This is a genomic window from Cellulophaga sp. Hel_I_12, assembly GCF_000799565.1.
Taxonomy (GTDB): Bacteria; Bacteroidota; Bacteroidia; order Flavobacteriales; family Flavobacteriaceae; genus Cellulophaga.
Window position 1 is genome coordinate 1,286,927 of sequence record NZ_JUHB01000001.1, and the last position, 20,817, is coordinate 1,307,743.

A 20,817-nucleotide genomic window follows, 5' to 3' on the forward strand; every position below is an offset into this window, starting at 1 on the left:
TGAGTTTTAAATAAAAAAAGGATACCTCCAAAAAGGAAGATGACCGCTAATACCTTATTAAAAATTACATTGATCCTAAAAGAACACCAAATAAATAGCAATGGCAACAAAAACAAAAATTTGAAGCCATTTGAGCAGCAATCCAAGCTTGCGTGATTCTTTTAAATATTTTCCTAAAAAACCTGACAATACAGCGATAGTACCAAATATTAAAAATGACACTGCTATAAATATAAAACCTAATACATAAAATTGAATAACTGTACTTAACGCATCACTAAAAAGAAATCCTGGAAAAAATGCCAAAAAGAAAATGGTCACTTTCGGGTTTAAAACATTCATGATAAAGCCTTGTTTAAAAAGTTGAAGGAGGCTTTTATCTTCAATACCTTGAGCATTCAGTTGAATTTCAGACGGACTCCTAAAAACTTGATATGCTAAATACAATAAGTACCCCGCCCCAAACAGTTTTATAAATTGAAAAATTGTTTCATTTTCTTTAATTAAAACAGAGACTCCAAAGGCTAATAAAGTGGTATGTATTAAGCAACCTGTCATAAGACCTGCCACCGTTGCCAAACCCTTCTTTTTACCATTGACCATACTTTGGGTTAGTACAAAAATATTATCTGGACCTGGCGCTATGGCCAATGTCGCGGTGGCCAATACAAAAGCGTAAAGAATTTGATAGTTCAATGGAATTATAGTATACATTAGAAAATCCTAAAGATAGCATAAAGCTGTGGTAATTTATTATCTCTATATTTACTTAAATTTAAAAACTTCATCTAATGACATTAAAAATTACATTGCTTTCTTTATTTTTGACTTTGACAACTTATAGCACCTTACAAGCTCAATCAGAAGTTATACAGGAAGAAAAAGTCATGAAAAATACAGGTTTATTAAGGCATGTGGTATTATTTCAGTTCAAAAAAGGTACATCTTCTGAAAAAATCAAAGAAATAGAAGCGGCGTTTCACGAACTACCTAGCAAAATTTCTGAGATTTATAGCTACGAATGGGGTTTAAATAACAGTCCTGAAAATTTGAATAAAAATTTTACGCACTGTTTTTTCTTAACTTTTCAAAGTGAAGCTGATAGAGCCACTTACCTACCGCACCCTGACCATAAAGCTTTTGGAGCGCTATTAACACCATTTTTAGAAGATGTGTTGGTCGTTGATTATTGGGTGAAGTAAGGATTTTTTAAGACTTTGTTCTGTTCAATATTGCTTTGTTGATTTTCTTTACCAAAGAAGGACCTTCATAAATAAAACCCGTCCACAACTGAATTAAATCTGCGCCTGCATCTAATTTCTCTAAGGCATCTTCAGGAGAGTTTATACCGCCCACACCGATGATCGGAAATGCTTTGTTACTTTTTTCAGCTAAAAACCGAATTACTTCTGTGCTGCGATCACGCAAGGGAAGCCCACTTAACCCTCCATTTTCCTCTAACAACAGCTGATGCGATTTTAAGTCTTTTCTACTAATCGTCGTGTTTGTGGCTATAATCCCATCAATTTTGGTCGTAGCGACAATGGCAATGATATCTAGCAATTGATTATCCGTTAAATCAGGTGCTATTTTTAATAAGATTGGTTTTTCTTTATCTGCCTTTTTGATGGCCAATTTTGTGTTTTGAAGTTTTAATTGATTTAACAAGGCCGTTAATGGCTCCTTATCTTGCAATTCCCTTAGACCAGGCGTGTTTGGAGAACTAACATTAACTACGAAATAATCGACATAGTCGAATAAGGCATCAAAACACAATACATAATCTAAAGTCGCCTTATCATTAGGTGTTACTTTGTTTTTACCAATATTACCCCCAATAAGTACACGATGTTTTTTTTTCAATTCTTCAACAGCTTCAAGTACTCCTAAATTATTAAAGCCCATTCGGTTAATAATGGCCTTATCGGCCTCTAATCTAAAAAGTCTTTTTTTTGGATTACCCTCTTGAGGTTTTGGTGTAAGCGTTCCTATTTCGATAAAGCCGAAGCCAAAATCAGATAATTCATTAAATAACTGGGCATTTTTATCAAAACCAGCAGCTAAACCAACAGGATTTTTAAAGGTGATACCGAATAGCGTACGCTCTAACCTTTTATCTTCAATAACATAAATTGCCCTGAATAACTTGGAAAAACCAATTTTCCCAAAGAGGCGAATCATCGAAAACGAAAAATGATGTACTTTTTCTGGATCAAATAAAAAAAATATAGGCCGAAGTAAAAACTTGTACATGCTCTTCAAAATTTAAGCAAAAATACAAACTAGCTTAGGGGAAGTTTGCGAATCTCCTACTTTTTTATCAACAGAAAAGTAAACTTTATTCCTGCAATTTAACAATCGGCGTTCTATTTGCCTTAGTACATAGTAAAAGATAGCGTTCGTACTGCTTTTCATTAAATAATGAAATCAGCTTTTGGTCGTAGGCTATGGTGAGACTAAACATTTGATCTTCGAGATCTTTGTGTTTTTTAGCGAATACCATCAACTCGTCAGGATTGCTTTGCGGGTGGTTTTTTATCAGTTCTTGTACTTGCTCTTGCAATACAGCAATCTCTTGATTCAAAATCAATTTAGAGGCATCTAAAGCAACAATCTGATCTTCATTTAGTTGGAAAACTTGTTTTATTTGATCTGAATTTTCACTCCCAACATTCAAAATACACATTTGTGCCACAGACATAAACGGCATGCATGAAATTATCAAGAAAAAAAGTATAGGTTTAAAATTCATTCTGAGGATTTTTTAAAAAAAGTAAAACTAAAATATAAACGTAATTTTAGGTAAAAAGTATATATGCTACATGGTAAAAAAGTAAAAGGCCACCCGAAAGGTAGCCTTTTACAAGATTTAAAATTTAATTTATTTCAAGGTAAAGTTTATTCTTGCGAATAAAAATCTACCGCCAATACCAAACTGTTGTGCTCTTCTTGACCAATCAAAGCGTCCGTCACTTCTATTACCAAATGCGGCTTCAGCTCTATCAGGATAAACATCCAGTAAATTATTTGCTCCAATAGTAAAGGTTAAAGCATCTGTTGCCTTATACCCTACAGATAAATCTGTCACAATCTTAGAACTAAAAACTTGCTGGTTGGCAATGGTAGTGGTAGCCTCAGTAACTTCACCAAAAAATACATTTCTCAAAAAGAATACCATTTTATCAGAAGTTAAACTATTCGATAAATTTACTTTCGTTCTTGGAACTGCTTCTTCGAGATACACTCTACTATCTTCAGGAAAATAAGTACCCACTAAACCTGCATCTCGCAACACCTGAGAGGCATTAATATTACCTACTTTTCTGGTTTGCGAAAAAGTACTGGCTAAATCAGATTTTAAATTCCAGTTAGCACCTAAACTTGCTTTATGAGTAATGACAAGATCTAATCCTTTCGATTCAGTATCAATAGCATTTGCAAAAAATGAAGCTGCTGTTGCATTTGCCTGGCGTAATAAGTTATCTAATTCAGTTCCTGTTCCTGGTCCACTAAATTGCCCTGTGTAAACTACGCGATCATCGATCTTCACAAAATACCCATCAACAGTCACGGTCAAATTTGCATCTGGAATTTTTGCTGTAAACCCTAAACTTACACTACTCGATGTTTCTTCTTTTAGTTCTGGAATTCCTAATAGTTTTGCCGCTCTGCTATCATTAGCAAACGTGCCCACTTCTTGTGGATCTCCATTTTGATCAAAAATTGTGGACGTAGAGTTAAAGTTAATTTGATGTAAGGATGGTGCTCTAAAACCCGTATTTACGGCGCCACGAATGTTCACATTATCTGTTACTTTATACCTTGAAGCTAGTTTAAAATTAATCGTAGAACCAAAATCACTATAATCTTCAAAGCGCGTAGCAAAACTGACTAAAAATCGATCAGTAAAATCGGCTTCAACATCAAAATATGCACCTACACTACTGCGTCCTCTTGATAATTCGTTTTTAGGACCAAAGCCTGGAAAAACCTGAGATCCTCCTGGTCTTCCCGCCCCGAAGAAATCTTGAGCAGGCGTTTGTGATGCTAAGGTAATTAATTGCCCTGCATTCGTGTATTGGCCATAAGAGGCTTCCTCTCCAGCTACAATATCATAATTCTCTACCCTATATTCCGCTCCAAAAGCTACGTTTAACCCAGATAGTGCGTCATCAAAAAACTGAGTTACATCTAAATTCGTGGTATTTTGGGCAAAAGAGAACCCACCGGCATCAAAAAAGGTAGGAGACGAATTTTGTAAAGATGCATTTATCGTATTACCAATAGTGTATAAAAAGGAGTTTTTACCATAGGTATTACTAAAGTCAACACTCCAATCTCCTATCATTCCTTTAATACCTACCGATAAAGATTTATCTTTAATCGTTGAATTAATTTCAGGTAAAAATCCGTTTATATAAGCAGGAGTATAGGTTCTACTTTGGTTTGGAAGCCTATAAAAACCCGCTGAATTACCTGTTCTTGAACTAATCCCAGCGAAAGAATACAATTCTGTCCCGTTCTGATCTAAAGGCATCGAGAAGTTGGCAAACAAACGACCACCTCTTAAAGCAGATTGTCCCACACGCATGTTGTAATCACTTCGTTCCTGACCTCTAGCGGCTAATTCTGCTGTTGTGTTGTCAGCACCTAATAAGGTTCTTAAATCGGCTTGACTTGTGGCGCCATTTCGGTTTATACCTGCTAGATCAGTATATTGTATTACATCTGCCATATCACCATCTAATAATTGAGAAATATCATACCCATCGGCATTAGCGACACGCTCAACGGTGTTATACAAATTAAAAATACTTCCTTCCCACTCATTCATTCTACTGTAATCTTGACGTACATCAAAATCACCTGAGAAATTTATAAAACCTCCATTATCACCAATTGGCAGCCCATAACTTGCGGCAACGTTAGTTGTAGCCCCGTCAACGCCACCTGTTTGGCCGTTTGCATTTTCGGTGAAATTAGCACCAGTAGTTACCGTAGCTGTTAATTCGTTTACGCTTTTATTTAATATGATGTTAATAACACCTGCAATGGCATCTGAACCATACTGAGCAGCAGCACCGTCTCTTAATACTTCAATACGCTGAATTGCTGCAGCTGGTATGGCATTTAAATCGGTACCTACACTACCTCTACCAAAAGTTCCATTTACATTTATCAATGAAGAAGTATGCCTTCTTTTTCCATTAATTAAGACCAATACTTGATCTGGTCCTAAACCTCTTAATGACGCAGGGTCAATGTGATCCGTACCATCAGAAATTGTTTGAGTATTAGAAGTAAACGAAGGTGCTACGTAGTTAAGTATTTGGTTCAAATTTACCTGTGGTGCCACACTATTTAATTCCTTCATGTCGATAACATCAACAGGTACGGTGCTTTCTGTAGCTGTTCTGTTTGGGTTACGAGACCCTACAATAATCACCTCGGATAAAGCTAGACCAGAGGAAAGTCTAATGGTCATATTGCTATTGTTCACCGTGATATTTTTACTTTCAAAACCAATATAAGAAACCACCAAAACATCACCAATAGCGGCGTCTATACTGAAATTACCATCAAAGTCTGTAGTACTACCAACTGTTGTTCCTTTTTTTACAATAGAAGCACCAGGTAATGGAGTGCCATCTTCATCTACAACCTTACCCGTAATTTGTTGTTGTGTTTTAAGCGCTATTTCAACTAGTTTGGGCGCAGCAGTCGTAAAAGACATTACTTTTTTTAAGGGTAAACGTTCGTCTTTTTTGTGATACACTACGTAATAGCTATTGCCCAAATACTCGAAATCAAAACCTGTCTTTTCTTCAAGTTTATTCAAAATTGCATCTAACTGAGCATATTGGTATTCTGACGGATTTAGTGTAGAACGCGTCAATAAGTCTGTATTATACGTAAAAAATACCTTATGTTTATCTCCAATTTCTTTTAGAAAATCAGACAAATAAACTGTTTTTGTCTCCTTAGCCAAAGAAGTGCTGTTTGCAGCACTACTCTGCAGCATTCCTATACATAAAAACAGGAATAACGTTGTTTTTAAAATTTGTTTTTTCATTATAGTTTTTGTTTTAGTTAGTATTCATTAGTTAATTATTAGTTTATCAGTTGTTATTTTAATATCAACCCCAACAGATTTTTGAATTGCTGATAGACAAATGGCTAAATTTTCATTAGGGATTCCTCCGGAGATAAGTAATGATTTTGATTCCGTATTTTTAAACTCAGAGGGTATTCCATAGGTGTTTTCAATATATTTCATTACCTCTATAAGGGGCATATTATTAAATATATAGGTGTCGTTTTTCCATGTGGCGTATTTTAAAGATGTATTAATTTTCTCATGAGTCATTTGTTTTTCAGAAAAGGAAACTAATTCTCCAGGAATCATTTTTTTGTTCTCTCCACTTTTAAAGACCAATTGAATAGACCCTTCATCCAACAAAACGTCGGTTTTTTTATCTCTAGCTCTTACATTAAAATGCGTACCGTAAACTTCAACTTTTAAATTTTCGGTTTGAACCCAAAATTTAGCTTTCGTAGCGGGTATTGCCTTCACCTTAAAATAAGCTTCACCTTCTAAATAAACAGCCCTCGGGAAATTTTTTTCATAGCTTATTTCAGAATTACCATTCAGAATAACAGAAGTACCATCGGCTAATTTTAAATCTAAGGTTTCTCCAAAACCAGTTTTATATACTACCTGATTATCCCTAAAAAAAATAATAGTCAAAAATAATATACCAACAGCCGCAATAGAAGCTAGTGAAAATTGTAATCTTTTGATTCTAGCTTTATCCTGGTATATTTTTAACTTTGAATTTTTGACCAAATGAATTTTTTCTAATACTTGACTCAACCTTTCATTAACATAGTCTTCATAGATAAGGTTCTTATCAAAAGAAATTCCCAATAAAATTGATTTAGCCATGTATACCAATTTTAGTTTGTCAGGATTATTTTTCACCCAGGCATCCCAAAAAACAATATCGTTTTTATTTGTCTTTTGCACCCAATTCTCAAAAGAAGCGTCATTCAAAAGCTTTTCTAAAAAAATATCGTTTTCCTCTTTCATAACCAGATCACAAGCCAAAAAAATAGCTCTCTACTTATAAAGAGAAGATCGTATTTGTTTTATACCCTATTTTTTTTAAGAAAATTTTAAGTTTTTTTTAAAATAGCACGAATGGTTTCGTCTTCAACATTAGCTCTAAGTTTTATGAAAGCCTTTTGAAGCATGTTTAAAACACTCTGATAACTAATTTGCATCACTTCTGCAATTTCAGTTGTTTTTAAGTTGCTATAATATTTTAAGTAAACCACTTCCTTTTGGCGGGTAGATAGCTTGTTAAGTAGCAAAGAAAGAGTGTCTTTTTGAATTGAAGTAAATTCTCTTTGAACTGTTAATTCTTCTTGAGAAAACTGAAATTTTTTAATCCTTTCATACGGATTTTTAAGCGCGACAATTTTTCTTTTCTCTTTTAGTCTTTTCAAGATTGCTCTTCTAAACGATATAAATAAATAAGACTTTATATGATTCACCTCCCCTAAACTTTCACGATGTTCGTAGAGATATATAAAAAAATCTTGCAAACAATCTTCGGTAAAATCAATATCATTAGAGATTTTTAAACCATAATTATGCAAAAACGGATAATATTCTTTAAATATCAAAGAAAACATATTCAAATCGCCTTGAACAAACAAAAACCATGTTGATTTTTCAGGCGAAATATTCATTTATTTAAGTTTGAGGTCCTCTCAAATATACCTTTTTTTTTAACAAAAACCTATAACCCTTTGATTATCAATTACAATATTATAATTCTACAAAGGAACATAATCGATGAAATAAGCCTTTATAAAATGACCAAATCGTACTTTTATAAAAAAAAAGAATGCAACACATCATAGACCGATTTTTAAGCTATGTAACTATAGACACCCAAAGCGATGCAAGCTCAAAAACGACACCTAGTACCAAAAAGCAATGGGTTTTAGCACATGCCTTAGTCACCGAATTAAAAGCTATTGGCATGCAAGATGTTACGATCGACGAGTACGCCTATATCATGGCGACACTGCCCAGTAATACCGATAAAAATGTCCCTGCCATAGGTTTTATTTCTCATTTTGATACCTCTCCTGACTTTTCGGGCGCAAACGTTAAGCCTCAAATTATTAAAAATTACGATGGAAAAGATATCGTATTGAACAAAGATGAAAACATAATTTTATCTCCTGATTATTTTGAAGATTTATTGTTATATAAAGGTCAAACAATAATTACAACAGACGGCACAAGCCTTTTAGGCGCAGATGACAAGGCTGGGATAACTGAGATTATTACGGCTATGGAGTATTTAATTCAGCATCCTGAAATAAAACACGGACCCGTAAGGGTAGGTTTTACACCTGATGAAGAAATAGGGAGAGGGGCCCACAAATTTGATGTTAAAAAATTTGGTGTATCCTGGGCTTACACTATGGATGGGAGCCAAATAGGTGAATTAGAATACGAGAATTTTAACGCCGCAAGCGCAGAAATAACGATAAAGGGCAAAAGTGTACACCCTGGATATGCCAAAAATAAAATGGTAAGTGCCATCACTATTGCCCATGAATTTATAGCCTTACTACCAAGAGATCAAGTCCCTGAAAAAACATCAGGAAGGGAGGGTTTTTTTCATGTGCATCATATTTCAGGATCCATCGAAACTTCAAAAATAAAACTCATAATAAGAGATCACGATCAGGAAGAGTTTAAGCAGCGTAAGGAACTTTTACAAAAAATAACAACGAATTTAAATGCTGCTCATGGTGGCGCAATTGATATCCGTATCGAAGACCAATATTTTAATATGCGTGAAAAAATAGAACCCGTTTTTCATATCGTAGACATCGCTAAAGAAGCTATGGAACTATTAAATATCACCCCAATTATAAAACCTATTCGTGGTGGAACCGATGGTTCGCAACTTAGTTTTATGGGTCTACCTTGCCCTAATATTTTTGCAGGTGGCCATAATTTTCACGGAAAATATGAATATGTTCCGGTTGAAAGTATGCAAAGTGCTATCGCTGTAATTATCAAAATTTGTGAGCTTACCGCGCAGAAAGCCTAAATGCTAACAATTATATTTCAAAGCAAAAATGATTGACAATAAAAAAGCACCTTAATGTTAAGGTGCTTTTTTTATTTTAAATAATACATCAGTATTACTTTTTTTCAATAACTGCTGGTGCATTTAATTTTGAACTCATTTCCATGGAAAGTGCTGAGCGTTCATATTTTAATTTTCCTGCCATTGTTTCAATAATACAAGAATCATCTTTTTCGCTTAGCTCTACAATTTTTCCGTGCAGGCCACTTTTAGTAACAACTTTATCTCCTTTTTTTAATTCCGCACTAAACTTTTTTTCCTGTTTTTGGCGTTTTCGTTGGGGTGCCAACATAAAGAAGTAAAAAACTATAAATATGGCAATTAAAGGTAAAAATGGATATTTTTCTAACATTATTTTTTATTAAGATTGTTTTAATGGACCTGCGGGCATTGCATTTGCAGGTGTTACAAATGCTTTGATGGTAAGTTGCTCTGTACCTTTTGCCGTGTTCGCCGTAACGGTAACAATTTTAGAAACAGCATTGGCGCCTGCACCATTGAATTTTACTAATAATTCTCCTGATTCTCCTGGAGATATTGGCTCCTTTGGAACTTCAGGAACGGTACAACCACAAGTACTCGTCGCAGAAGTGATAACTAAAGGGGCATTACCAGTATTAGTGAATTTGAATAAGGTTTCTTGCGCTTGGTTCGCTCCAATAGTTCCAAAATCGTGTTCCGTTTTATCGAAACTCATCACAGGAATTTTCTTCGCATCAGCATCTCTTTGCTCTGCGACTTGAACGTTTGAATTAATAATTTTACTAGTAGCATCTTCTTTACACGATACTAATGCAACAACTAATAAAAGATTTAAGGTGATTACTATTTTTTTCATAAACGTTTAAAGTTTTATAATTTCTGACAAAAATAAACAATATTTACAATAAGCCTCTTCCTAATTTATTAAGTTTTCCTTCTTTTTGATACTCTTTAACTAGTTTATCTAAAATTCCATTAATAAACGTGCTGCTTTTTGGTGTACTATATTCTTTTGCTAGCTCCAAATATTCATTCATGGTGACGCGCTCTGGAATTGATGGAAAATGTAATAATTCGGTGATGGCCATTTTTAATAGTATGGCATCTATATCTGCAATTCTGTCTTTATCCCAATTGGGCGTTTTTACTTCAATTTCTTTCACTAATGCCTCATTATTGAGTAAGGTTTTCGTCAATAACTTGTTAGCAAAAACAATATCATCTTGATCCTTTACCAATTCTGGTAAAAAATAAGAGGCTAAGGCATTGGGCTTTACTTTCTTAAATAACTTTAAAATAAAGGTATTTACAAGCGGAATATCATCTACCCAAGTTAGTTTATCGTCCTCAAAATAATCATAGATTTTATCGTTGGGAGCAATGATGTTTTTGTAGAGATCCACAATTAATTGCTTGTCTTCATCAAAGTTTGAACCCTTTTTGTTCATGTATACTTTGTAGAAATCACTTTGTATAATCTCCTTGTATAAAAGTTTAACGTACTCATCGTTTAAATACCAATTATCTAGCTTTCTTCGTTCTAATTCGGCTTTAAATGGCGCATTGTCAGCAATTAGCTTTAGAAACTCATTATTGATAAATTTTTCCTTGTCCAGATAATTATCTGTCGTGGAAGTAAGGTAGGTATTCGAAGATAGTTTTACTTGATCTTTGGCTAAGGCATGTATTTCTTTCACCAAACTGAGCATTAATAAGTATAATGCATAGGTGTTTTCTATACTGAACTTTAAAAACTTCTGTTGTTTTTCTAAAGAATCATCATTAGAACGTGTTAATGCGTACACACTTTGCATTACTTTTACTCGCACGTGCCTTCTTGTTAGCATTATAAAGAACTTATTTTTAGTTAAACTTAAAGGCGCAAAAATAGGATTATATTTTTAAAATCACCTATGCTTTTAGGATATCTTATTTGTATTATTCCGTTTGGTTTTAGTACAAACTGTTATCTTTGTCGAATTGTCTGTAAAAAGGATGTTACTACAATTATAAGGTATGAAGGAATTAAAATATATCAATAAATATTTCAAAAAATATGGTATACAATTATTGTTAGGATTATTTATTACCATTATTGCCAGAGTATTTTCATTGGTTACCCCTTCTTATGTAAAAAAATCGATTCAGGTTGTCGAAGATTATGGCAGTGATATCATTGCTAAACCAGAAGCTAAGGAACTTTTATTAGAAAATATTTTAATCATTGTTGGAACAGCACTTTTAGCGGCTCTTTTTACGTTTTTAATGCGGCAAACAATTATTAAAGTATCAAGATATATTGAGTACGATTTAAAAAATGAAGTTTTTGATCACTATTTACTTCTAAATCTAAATTTTTATAAAAAAAATAGAACAGGTGATTTAATGAATCGCATTAGTGAAGACGTAGGTGAAGTTCGAAATTATGCTGGCCCTGCCTTAATGTATGGTATAAACACCGTGACACTTTTTGCCTGTATTATACCCATTATGTTTATAAACGCTCCAGTTCTAGCGGCCTATACCTTAATTCCTTTGCCTATTTTATCTGTTTTAATTTATAAAATAAGTAAGGTTATTCACCAGCGTAGTACCATAGTTCAGCAATTTTTATCAAAATTATCAACCTTTACTCAAGAATCATTTTCAGGTATTTCTGTTATTAAGGCCTATGGCTTAGAGGGTAAAATAAACCAAGAATTAACTGATTTAGCCAATGAGGGCAAAACCAAAAGTATGGATTTGGCTAGGGTAAATGCCTGGTTCTTCCCGTTAATGGTTTTATTAATTGGTATCAGTAATATTTTTGTGATTTATATTGGTGGTAATCAATACATCAATGGAGAAATAGACTCTATAGGTGTTATTGCAGAATTTGTTATTTACGTCAATATGTTAACCTGGCCTGTAGCTGTTATCGGTTGGTTGACCTCTATAGTGCAAAGGGCAGAGGCATCTCAAAAAAGAATAAATGAATTTTTAAGTATCGTTCCAAGCATAAAAAATGAAGCGCTTCAACCAACACCAATTCAGGGGAAGATTGAGTTTAAAAATGTAAGTTTTACTTATGAAGACACTGAGATAACAGCCTTAAAAAATATTTCGTTCGTCATTGAAAAAGGAGAAACTGTGGCTTTTATTGGAAAAACAGGCTCTGGAAAATCAACTATTTTAGATTTAGTGGCTCGTTTGTATGATGTTAGCGCTGGAGAAATTTTAATCGATGATGTACCTATTAAAAAACTAAATCTCAACAGCCTCAGAAATGAAATAGGAACGGTACCGCAAGATGCCTTTCTTTTTTCAGAGTCGATAAAAAATAATATTAAATTCGGCAAAGAAGAGGCTACTGATGATGAAGTTATTGCTGTTGCGAAGCAAGCTGTAGTTCATAAAAATATTATGGACTTCAGTAAACAATATGAAACTGTTCTTGGAGAAAGAGGCATTACCTTAAGTGGGGGTCAAAAACAACGCGTTTCTATAGCAAGAGCCCTCATAAAAGACCCAAAAATTTATTTGTTTGATGATTGTCTTTCAGCGGTCGATACAGAGACAGAAGAAAAAATATTAAACAATCTAAAAAATGCTTCTACCAATAGAACTACCTTAATTGTGAGTCATAGAGTATCTTCGGCAAAAAATGCAGATAAAATTATTATTTTGAAAGAAGGCGCTTTATTACAACAAGGATCACATAATGCCCTTATGGACGTTGAAGGGTATTATAGAGAATTATATAATGACCAACTACTCGACAAAGAAAACTAAAAAAATCTTGTCAGATTAGCTTTTTTTTTCCACTTTTGACATTATAGAAAATCAATAACACTATACGATTATAAATATGGCAGATAGAGACGCAATGGATCAAGAGGAAATTTATTCGAAAGTATTGAGAGCAGGTAGAAGAACTTATTTTTTTGATGTTAGAAGTACAAAAGCAGGAGATTACTACTTAACCGTAACCGAAAGCAAAAAATTTACACATGACGATGGTTCTTTTCATTACAAAAAACATAAAATTTATCTCTACAAAGAAGATTTTTCTGCTTTTAAAGAAAATTTAGATGAAATGATGGAGTACATCATTAACGAAAAAGGGCAAGAAGTAATTTCAGAGCGTCATCAAAAAGATTTTAAAAAAGAAGATGAGGATACGATTACCGAAAATTCCCCGGATAGCTTTACCGATGTAAATTTTGATGATATTTAATATATTTAAATGATGTAAGAACGATTCTTTTCAAAAAGGGTCGTTTTTTATTTTACAGTATTCTAAAACCAAATAATTATGAAAAAAATACTACTCACGCTAGTTACACTTATCTGCACAGTTGCACAGGCCCAAGAAAAAATAAGTTTAGAGTACTACTTACCGCAAAATGTAAGTTACAACCAGGAGATTCCTAAGCCCTCTGAAATCATCGGACATGAGGTAGGTGAATGGCACGTAACGCACGATAAATTAGTTTACTATATGCAAGCATTAGCCAAGGCAAGTGATCGCATTAGCCTTGAGGATCGTGGTAAGACTTTTGAAGATCGTCCTTTACTATTACTTACGATTACCGCTCCAAAAAATCATCAAAACATAGCTGACATTCAACAAAATCACCATGCCATCACCACTAGTGAAGGAAGTAATGCAGATGTCAGCAGCATTCCAATCGTTGTTTACCAAGGTTTTTCTATCCATGGTAATGAACCAAGTGGGGCAAACGCCGGTTTAGCTTATGCTTATTATTTAGCAGCAGCTCAAGGTCCTGAAATTGAAAAATTACTAGAAGAAACGGTTATTTTAATGGATCCATCGTTTAACCCTGACGGCTTACAACGTTTTGCCTATTGGGCTAACATGCACCGAAGTGACAATTTAAACCCCGATGGAAACGATAGAGAATACCGCGAAGTTTGGCCAGGCGGACGCACCAATCATTATTGGTTCGATATGAATAGAGATTGGCTACCTGTTCAATTGCCAGAAAGCAGAGCTCGCATTGAAACTTTTCATAAGTGGATGCCTAATATTTTAACTGATCATCATGAAATGGGGACGAACTCTAGCTTCTTTTTTCAGCCAGGAGAACCCAATAGAGTGCATCCACTAACACCAAAAATAAACCAAGAACTTACAGCCGAAATAGGTACATTCCACTCTAAAGCCTTAGATAAAATTGGTTCTCTATATTATTCTGAAGAAGATTATGATGATTACTATTACGGTAAGGGCTCTACCTTTCCTGATGTTAATGGAGGTATAGGTATTTTATTTGAACAAGCGAGTTCTCGTGGTCATATTCAAGAAAGTGACAACGGAATTATAACCTTTCCTTTTACGATACGCAACCAATTTACAACTGCGGTTTCTACCATTGAAGCTGCACAAGCGATGCGGGTTAAAATATTAAAATACCAACAGCAGTTTTTTAAAGATGCTGCTAATGAAGCCTTAAAAAGCAAAAATAACGCGATAATTTTCGGAGATCGCAAAGATGCTGCAAAAGCTTGGCATTTAGCAGAAATACTAGAACGTCAAAAAATAAAATTCCACTCTCTGGCTAATGATGCTACTATTAATGGCAAAAATTTTAAGAAAGAAAATAGTTATGTAATTCCATTAAACCAAAGAAACCAAAGACTAGTAAAAGCGATGTTCGAAAAAAGAACCACATTTACGGACAGTCTTTTTTATGATATTTCGGCTTGGACATTTCCCCTAGCCTTTGATGTGGATTATGAAGAAGTAAACTCCTTAAGTAATGCAGGGAGTGAAATTACGAAATTAGCTCCCTTGAAAGGTTCTATTGGCCCTAAAGCAAATTACGCATACTTGTTTGAATGGCACGAATATTACTCCCCAAAAGCATTAAATGCCATTTTAAATAAGGGTATTCGTGTTAAAGTTGGTAAAACACCTTTTAGTGTGGAAGGTAAGTCTTATGACTATGGTACTATTATGATTCCTGTTCAGAATCAAGATTTAGATGCCACTGAGCTTCATACCTTTTTAGCGACGGTAGCACAAGAAAGTGCCATTGAGATTGTTTCGGTAGGTACTGGGCACACTGTTGGTATTGATTTAGGTAGTAATGAATTTAAAACAATCAAAAAACAAGAAGTAGCTATCTTGGTAGGTAATGGTATCACGTCTTACGATGCCGGAGAAATATGGCATTTATTTGACCAACGTTATGATATAAAGCTCACAAAATTAGATGCTGATTACTTCAGCAGGACTGATTTAGATCGGTATACGGCGATTATTATGCCAAACACCAATAGTGGCTTAGATAAATCTGGTACTGAAAAATTAAAAACCTGGGTGCGAAATGGCGGTAATTTAATTGGGTATAGAGGTACAACAAATTGGTTAGAAAAAAATGAATTTATAAAACTGAAGTTTAAAAATGATACGCTTGTAGCCAAAAACATCAGTTACGAACAAAGAGAAAAATTTTCAGGTGCACAAGTAACCGGTGGTGCTATTTTTGACACCAAAATCGATAGATCGCATCCTATAAATTTCGGTTATAAAAACAATCATTTAGCCTTATTTCGAAATACCAATATCTTTATAGAGCCCAATAAAAATAGTTACAACAACCCTATTCAATACACCAATAACCCCCTATTAAGTGGGTATATTTCTGAAGAAAAATTAAAATTGCTTAAAAATAGTGTCCCATTTCAGGTCCAAGGTTCTGGAAGTGGAAATGTGATCATATTCACAGACAACACCAACTTTAGAGCTTTTTGGTACGGTACCAATAAATTATTAATGAATGCTATTTTCTTTGGAGATTTGATGTAGTAGTTTAAAAAGTTGATGACTTATAAAAAAGGAAGTACATAGTAAATGTGCTTCCTGTTTTTTTTTAGCTAAATTTGGTATAGGTCAAATTACCTAAAAACAAAGCGATACTTATCATAAGTGCTATAGGTATATCCCAAAAAAATATTCCTAAAACTAGTATGCATAGGTAATAAAAAGGATAAGCAATTACTGAGAAAGCAAATCGCATGGTACTAATAAATTCTTGTTCTTTAATTTTTGGTTTAATAAACCTTCTCCACGAGAACACCATTGGAAAATTAAACAGCAAGAAAATAAATTTACTAAAAAAGTCAAACCAACCTTGACTACTTTTGATCTCTGGTATTTTTGTGCTTTCTGTGATAGGAATTAAACTCTTATTGATATTCTCAGGAACTAAATAATCAGCTCCTAACAGTTCTAATTTTTCAATAATGGCATCGTAGTCCTTTTCACTTTCAATATGCGTTGTTAATGTTTTTAATTGCTCATGAACTAATTTTATAAAAATATCTTTAGAACGAACCACATCTTGAGCATTATATACGTCTTGTACTCGAATAGGCTCACCATAAAATACGGCTACCTTATCTGGAAAATTTGCTCCGTTTTTATAGTTTAAACCAATAGGTACTATATAAATATCTAAATCCGGAAATTTTTCTAAACTAGATAAAATAATTCTGGTAAACCCTTTGCTTAGTGGCCTAACCCTCCTTTTTAAATTGTGATTCCCCTCAGGAAATAGTACAATTGCTTCGCTCTTCGCTAGGAGTTCTGTGCAAATGTAAAACGTTTGTTCATTATTTTTTAGGGATTTGATTCCATCTCTAATTCTGTAAATAGGAATCATTTTAAAAAAAGTAAAAATCGATTTTAGTATTTTATTTTTAAACACACTGGCACGTGTCAAAAAAAAAGGACTTCGGCCACAAGCGGTGCCAATTAAAATAGTATCTAAAAAAGCATTCTGATGGTTTGATAAAAACAAAACAGGTTTATTTCTAGGTACATTTTCAATTCCGCGAACTACTATTTGACCAAAATAAAGGTGCAACAAGCCTTTAACAACTGCTCTAACTATTTTATAAATTAAATCTTTCAAGCCAGTTCCTTTTTATCTTCTATAGTTTTAGAACTCCAAAAAGTAGCCAAGATTAAGCCAGACACCAAATGCCAAATACCCCAAAAAGCAGTAAGTAGTGCCATGCCTCCTAAACCATCAAAAAAAGTAAAAATCAATAACAATCCTAATCCAGAATTTTGAATCCCCGTTTCAATAGTTATGGTTCTTGTATTTTCTGAGGATAAACCAAAGACTTTGGCTATGGAAAACCCTGTCGTGAATGCCACTAAATTGTGAAGCACAACAATCCAAAAAACGTAAAACACATACTCAAGAAAGATAATTCTATTGGTATATAAGGCAATAAAAATTAAGACAACAAAAAATATTAGGGATACAACTTTTAATAATTTAGCTACTTTTTTAGCAAGTGCAGGCAAATAATAATTAACCATCATACCCGCCACAAGAGGAATACCAAGTAATAAAAATACAAGTTTAACCATCGCTAAGGGTGCTATAGCAATCGTTGTTAAAATAGCAGCCGCCGGCGGGTAAAATGAACTCCAAAATTCTAAATTTAATGGAGTCATAAATATAGCTAAAAGGGTTGCTACTGCGGTTAAGCAAACAGAGAGTGCACTATTGCCCTTCGCCATGTGAGTAATAAAATTAGAAATATTGCCACCAGGGCAAGCCGCTACCATAAACATCCCTAGAGCTACACTGGGCAATGGATTGATGCTAAAAACTAATAAAAAAGTAACCGCAGGCAACAACAGAAATTGACTTAAAACACCTACAAGAATGGGTTTTGGATTTTTAAAAAGTTCTTTAAAGTCTGACAATGATATTTCTAAGGCTATCCCAAACATCACCAAAGCCAAAGCCATATTTAAAACCCATAGCGATGCTTCATTAAAATTGATATGAATGGTATCTATGCTATTTACTGACAAATGATTAGGCTATTTTAAGTCCGTTGGTTACAGGTAAATTGGGTTGCAGTAAAGTAACTTCTTTACCTTGAACTGCCCCTAAGATAAGACATTCACTCATAAAATTAGCAATTTGTTTCTTAGGAAAATTTATAACAGCTATGACTTGCATTCCTTTTAAATCACTTTCTTTATACAATGTGGTAATCTGTGCTGATGTTTTTTTTATTCCTATTTCGGCACCAAAATCAATTTCTAATTTATAAGCCGGATTTTTGGCCTCAGGAAATTCTAGAACGTTCACAATTGTTCCTACTCGAATGTCTATCTTCTCAAAATCTGACCCTTGTATCAGCTCCTTCATGTCATCGTATTTGGAATGGTAATTTAAAAATTCAATCCTAAAATTAGCCGAAAATATTTAAAATTCTAATAACTTTAGGGGTATATCTAAGAAAATGGCCTTAACACCAAGTAATATGTTGCCTTTAGGCACAATAGCACCCGACTTCAACTTAATGGACACCATAAGTGATCAACGACTTTTTTTAAACGATTTAAAAGGAGAAAATGGTACGGTCATCCTTTTTATTTGCAACCATTGCCCTTATGTAATTCATGTAAATCCCTTACTGACCAAAATAGCTTTGGAATATCAACAAAAAGGCATCTCCTTTGTGGCTATTTCAAGTAATGATATTGAGAATTATCCACAAGATGCACCACACTACATGAAACAAGTGGCAAAAAAAGAGCATTATCCTTTTCCATATTTGTTTGATGAAACCCAAAAGGTCGCTAAAGCGTATGATGCGGCTTGTACTCCTGATATGTACCTTTTTGATAAAAATTTAGCCCTTGTGTACCGCGGCCAATTAGATGATTCTCGACCAGGGAATAAAAAACCCTTGACAGGAGTTGATTTAAAAAATGCTATCGATAATCTTTTGAGTAATCGCCCAATTTCAAGTATTCAAAAACCCAGTATGGGATGTAATATCAAATGGAAATAAAAAATTCTAAGTGAAAATCACCAACCCTTACGATGAATTAAAGCTTGAATATGGGCTAAATGATGACTGCCATGCCACGCATATTTTGCAATATTCTCAGCTACAGAAACAGGATGATTTGGATGATCTGGATGTAGGTATGTTTTTTTTAAGTCAGAAGCTGACAAACCTTTTAATAAATACACCAATTTGCTATGTAGCGCTTTTAAATAATCTAATGAAAGTTGAATCGGCGCTGATTTGGCATCAAAAATTTCACTCCATTCTTTTTCGTCATAAGGCTTTATTAAAGGAGACTTTTCAGTTAATGCCCATTTAAACCGCGTATAACTATGATGGTGACTATCTGCTAAATGATGCACAAGTTGCCTGACCGTCCATCCATTTGGCCGGTATGGTGTATTTAATTGTTCATCTGAAAGATCTTTCACGACATCATTTAAACGTTCAGGGAGTACTTCTAGCACGTGTATCCAATCCTCAATTAAATCATCTGTAATTTTTGAAGGTTGTACAAATACGCCAATAGGATATTTTAAATTTTCTATCATAGCCATAAAAATAACAAAAATTTTAATAGATTTTTAACGCTTAAACTCTTTATATTCCAATATAATCTACTAGTTTTATAGACTATTAATTTAAATAAAAAAAAAGACATAATGGCAACTATTAGATTAGGAGATATAGCACCAGATTTTACAGTAGATAGCTCTCTGGGAATGATAAATTTTTACGATTATTTAGGCGATAGTTGGGGAATTTTATTTTCACATCCAGCAGATTTTACACCAGTCTGCACGACAGAATTAGGAACTGCCGCTAAGTTTAAAGACGAATTTGATCAAAGAAATGTAAAAATGATTGCTTTAAGTGTTGATGGCGCCGCCTCACACGCGGAGTGGATTAAAGATATCAATGAAGTGCAAAATACAAGTGTAAATTTTCCGATTATTGCTGATGAAGATCGTAAGGTATCAAATCTTTACGATATGATTCATCCAAATGCAGATAGTACCCTAACAGTGCGCTCCGTATTTATCATTGCTCCAGATAAAACAGTTAAATTAATGCTCACCTATCCCGCGTCTACAGGCCGTAATTTTTACGAATTGTTACGTGTCATAGATTCATTGCAGTTAACTGCACATCATAAAGTAGCTACTCCTGCCAACTGGAAAAACGGAGATAAAGTTGTGGTAAGTCCTGCTATTAGCACCCAAGATGCTATCAAAATTTTCCCAAAAGGTGTTGAAGAAATTAAGCCTTATTTGCGCATGACGCCAGATCCGTCGTAAATTCATAAAACTATTGTTACAAAACCTGATCGCTTATTGATCAGGTTTTTTTATATCTAGACCTAATGAAATTGATTTTTTTTAAGATAAGCGCTAAAAAATGAAAATGTTAAATTAAATTATACTATATTTGCACATTAATTAATTTTTTTAATATTTTATAATGAATAAAGGAACAGTAAAATTCTTCAATGATTCTAAAGGTTTTGGATTTATCACTGAAGATGGCTCAAGCGAAGATCACTTTGTACACATTTCTGGTTTAATCGACGAAATTCGCGAAGGTGATGTTGTAGAATTTGAATTACAACAAGGTAAAAAAGGATTGAACGCAGTAAATGTAAAAGTACTATAATACATACGTAACAACTTTTTTTTGATTTAGAAGCCCAACTATTACGTTGGGCTTTTTTATTGCAAATTAGTACCTGACTATTTACTTTCCCCGAAGAGCCGTTAATATTGCTACATAACTTTTAATGGTCAAAAAATAGTCTCATCTAGAACGCAACTTTCTTACATAT

At 33.8% G+C, this 20,817-nt stretch carries 21 protein-coding genes; 8 read left to right on the forward strand and 13 right to left on the reverse strand.

What is annotated here, in order from left to right; all coding sequences use genetic code 11:
• Nucleotides 1-75: 75 nt before the first annotated feature.
• Entirely contained in the window at nucleotides 76-714 is a 639-nt protein-coding gene (locus tag GQ45_RS05845; protein ID WP_231555161.1) for a LysE family translocator, read from the reverse strand.
• 77 nt (nucleotides 715-791) lie between these two features.
• On the opposite strand from GQ45_RS05845, the gene GQ45_RS05850 reads away from it, so the two are divergent.
• Nucleotides 792-1,202 (forward strand): Dabb family protein, encoded by a 411-nt coding sequence (locus GQ45_RS05850; protein ID WP_052188129.1) that lies wholly within the window; start codon nucleotides 792-794, stop codon nucleotides 1,200-1,202.
• Nucleotides 1,203-1,209: 7 nt separating this feature from the next.
• Here GQ45_RS05850 and GQ45_RS05855 read toward each other — a convergent pair whose 3' ends face one another.
• The 5 genes from GQ45_RS05855 to GQ45_RS05875 form a co-directional block, all read right to left on the reverse strand.
• Nucleotides 1,210-2,253: a quinone-dependent dihydroorotate dehydrogenase gene (locus GQ45_RS05855; protein WP_047415933.1), complete on the reverse strand. Its 1,044-nt coding sequence runs from the start codon at nucleotides 2,251-2,253 to the stop codon at nucleotides 1,210-1,212.
• Between the two features lie 85 nt (nucleotides 2,254-2,338).
• On the reverse strand, nucleotides 2,339-2,752 hold the full coding sequence (locus GQ45_RS05860; RefSeq protein ID WP_156125357.1) for a hypothetical protein: 414 nt from the start codon (nucleotides 2,750-2,752) through the stop codon (nucleotides 2,339-2,341).
• A 129-nt stretch (nucleotides 2,753-2,881) separates the two neighbouring features.
• On the reverse strand, nucleotides 2,882-5,734 hold the full coding sequence (locus GQ45_RS05865; protein ID WP_047420089.1) for a TonB-dependent receptor: 2,853 nt from the start codon (nucleotides 5,732-5,734) through the stop codon (nucleotides 2,882-2,884).
• Nucleotides 5,735-6,100: 366 nt separating this feature from the next.
• On the reverse strand, nucleotides 6,101-7,090 hold the full coding sequence (locus tag GQ45_RS05870; RefSeq protein WP_047415937.1) for a FecR family protein: 990 nt from the start codon (nucleotides 7,088-7,090) through the stop codon (nucleotides 6,101-6,103).
• 86 nt (nucleotides 7,091-7,176) lie between these two features.
• The gene (locus tag GQ45_RS05875; RefSeq protein WP_052188130.1) at nucleotides 7,177-7,755 is read right to left on the reverse strand and encodes an RNA polymerase sigma factor; all 579 of its coding nucleotides are present in this window, start codon (nucleotides 7,753-7,755) and stop codon (nucleotides 7,177-7,179) included.
• Between the two features lie 158 nt (nucleotides 7,756-7,913).
• On the opposite strand from GQ45_RS05875, the gene pepT reads away from it, so the two are divergent.
• Nucleotides 7,914-9,140 carry a peptidase T gene (gene pepT / locus GQ45_RS05880; protein ID WP_047415939.1) on the forward strand — a complete coding sequence of 409 codons (1,227 nt, stop codon included), beginning with the start codon at nucleotides 7,914-7,916 and terminating at the stop codon, nucleotides 9,138-9,140.
• A gap of 94 nt (nucleotides 9,141-9,234) precedes the next feature.
• Here pepT and yajC read toward each other — a convergent pair whose 3' ends face one another.
• Genes yajC through nusB form a run of 3 tightly spaced genes read right to left on the reverse strand, consistent with a single transcriptional unit; the run spans nucleotide 9,235 to nucleotide 11,008 of the window.
• On the reverse strand, nucleotides 9,235-9,531 hold the full coding sequence (gene yajC / locus GQ45_RS05885) for a preprotein translocase subunit YajC (protein WP_047415940.1): 297 nt from the start codon (nucleotides 9,529-9,531) through the stop codon (nucleotides 9,235-9,237).
• Nucleotides 9,532-9,540: 9 nt separating this feature from the next.
• Nucleotides 9,541-10,017: a DUF1573 domain-containing protein gene (locus GQ45_RS05890; protein WP_047415942.1), complete on the reverse strand. Its 477-nt coding sequence runs from the start codon at nucleotides 10,015-10,017 to the stop codon at nucleotides 9,541-9,543.
• Nucleotides 10,018-10,060: 43 nt separating this feature from the next.
• Nucleotides 10,061-11,008: a transcription antitermination factor NusB gene (gene nusB, locus GQ45_RS05895; RefSeq protein ID WP_047415944.1), complete on the reverse strand. Its 948-nt coding sequence runs from the start codon at nucleotides 11,006-11,008 to the stop codon at nucleotides 10,061-10,063.
• 169 nt (nucleotides 11,009-11,177) lie between these two features.
• Between nusB and GQ45_RS05900 the strand changes: the two genes are divergently transcribed.
• The 3 genes from GQ45_RS05900 (at nucleotide 11,178) to GQ45_RS05910 (ending at nucleotide 15,975) form a co-directional block, all read left to right on the forward strand.
• Nucleotides 11,178-12,932, forward strand: a complete 1,755-nt coding sequence (locus tag GQ45_RS05900) for an ABC transporter ATP-binding protein (RefSeq protein WP_047415946.1) — start codon at nucleotides 11,178-11,180, stop codon at nucleotides 12,930-12,932.
• A 76-nt stretch (nucleotides 12,933-13,008) separates the two neighbouring features.
• The gene (locus tag GQ45_RS05905; RefSeq protein ID WP_047415948.1) at nucleotides 13,009-13,377 is read left to right on the forward strand and encodes a PUR family DNA/RNA-binding protein; all 369 of its coding nucleotides are present in this window, start codon (nucleotides 13,009-13,011) and stop codon (nucleotides 13,375-13,377) included.
• A 78-nt stretch (nucleotides 13,378-13,455) separates the two neighbouring features.
• Nucleotides 13,456-15,975, forward strand: coding sequence for a M14 family metallopeptidase (locus GQ45_RS05910; RefSeq protein ID WP_047415949.1), 2,520 nt, complete (start codon nucleotides 13,456-13,458; stop codon nucleotides 15,973-15,975).
• A gap of 64 nt (nucleotides 15,976-16,039) precedes the next feature.
• Here the strand turns inward: GQ45_RS05910 and GQ45_RS05915 are convergent, their stop codons facing one another.
• The 3 genes from GQ45_RS05915 to GQ45_RS05925 are packed head-to-tail and all read right to left on the reverse strand — an operon-like array spanning nucleotide 16,040 to nucleotide 18,346.
• A complete protein-coding gene (locus tag GQ45_RS05915; RefSeq protein WP_052188131.1) occupies nucleotides 16,040-17,083 on the reverse strand; it encodes a lysophospholipid acyltransferase family protein in 1,044 nt (347 codons plus the stop codon).
• Nucleotides 17,080-18,003, reverse strand: coding sequence for a bile acid:sodium symporter family protein (locus GQ45_RS05920; RefSeq protein ID WP_047415951.1), 924 nt, complete (start codon nucleotides 18,001-18,003; stop codon nucleotides 17,080-17,082). Before GQ45_RS05920 ends, GQ45_RS05915 begins: the two co-directional genes overlap by 4 nt.
• A gap of 4 nt (nucleotides 18,004-18,007) precedes the next feature.
• Nucleotides 18,008-18,346, reverse strand: a complete 339-nt coding sequence (locus tag GQ45_RS05925; RefSeq protein WP_047415952.1) for a tRNA-binding protein — start codon at nucleotides 18,344-18,346, stop codon at nucleotides 18,008-18,010.
• A gap of 94 nt (nucleotides 18,347-18,440) precedes the next feature.
• Between GQ45_RS05925 and GQ45_RS05930 the strand changes: the two genes are divergently transcribed.
• Entirely contained in the window at nucleotides 18,441-18,995 is a 555-nt protein-coding gene (locus tag GQ45_RS05930; RefSeq protein ID WP_047415954.1) for a thioredoxin family protein, read from the forward strand.
• Between the two features lie 17 nt (nucleotides 18,996-19,012).
• Here GQ45_RS05930 and GQ45_RS05935 read toward each other — a convergent pair whose 3' ends face one another.
• A complete protein-coding gene (locus GQ45_RS05935) occupies nucleotides 19,013-19,552 on the reverse strand; it encodes a YfiT family bacillithiol transferase (protein ID WP_047415956.1) in 540 nt (179 codons plus the stop codon).
• Between the two features lie 105 nt (nucleotides 19,553-19,657).
• Between GQ45_RS05935 and GQ45_RS05940 the strand changes: the two genes are divergently transcribed.
• A complete protein-coding gene (locus GQ45_RS05940) occupies nucleotides 19,658-20,293 on the forward strand; it encodes a peroxiredoxin (protein WP_047415958.1) in 636 nt (211 codons plus the stop codon).
• A gap of 163 nt (nucleotides 20,294-20,456) precedes the next feature.
• Complete coding sequence (locus GQ45_RS05945) at nucleotides 20,457-20,648, forward strand: cold-shock protein (protein WP_047415959.1); 192 nt, start codon at nucleotides 20,457-20,459, stop codon at nucleotides 20,646-20,648.
• The last annotated feature ends 169 nt before the right edge of the window (nucleotides 20,649-20,817 follow it).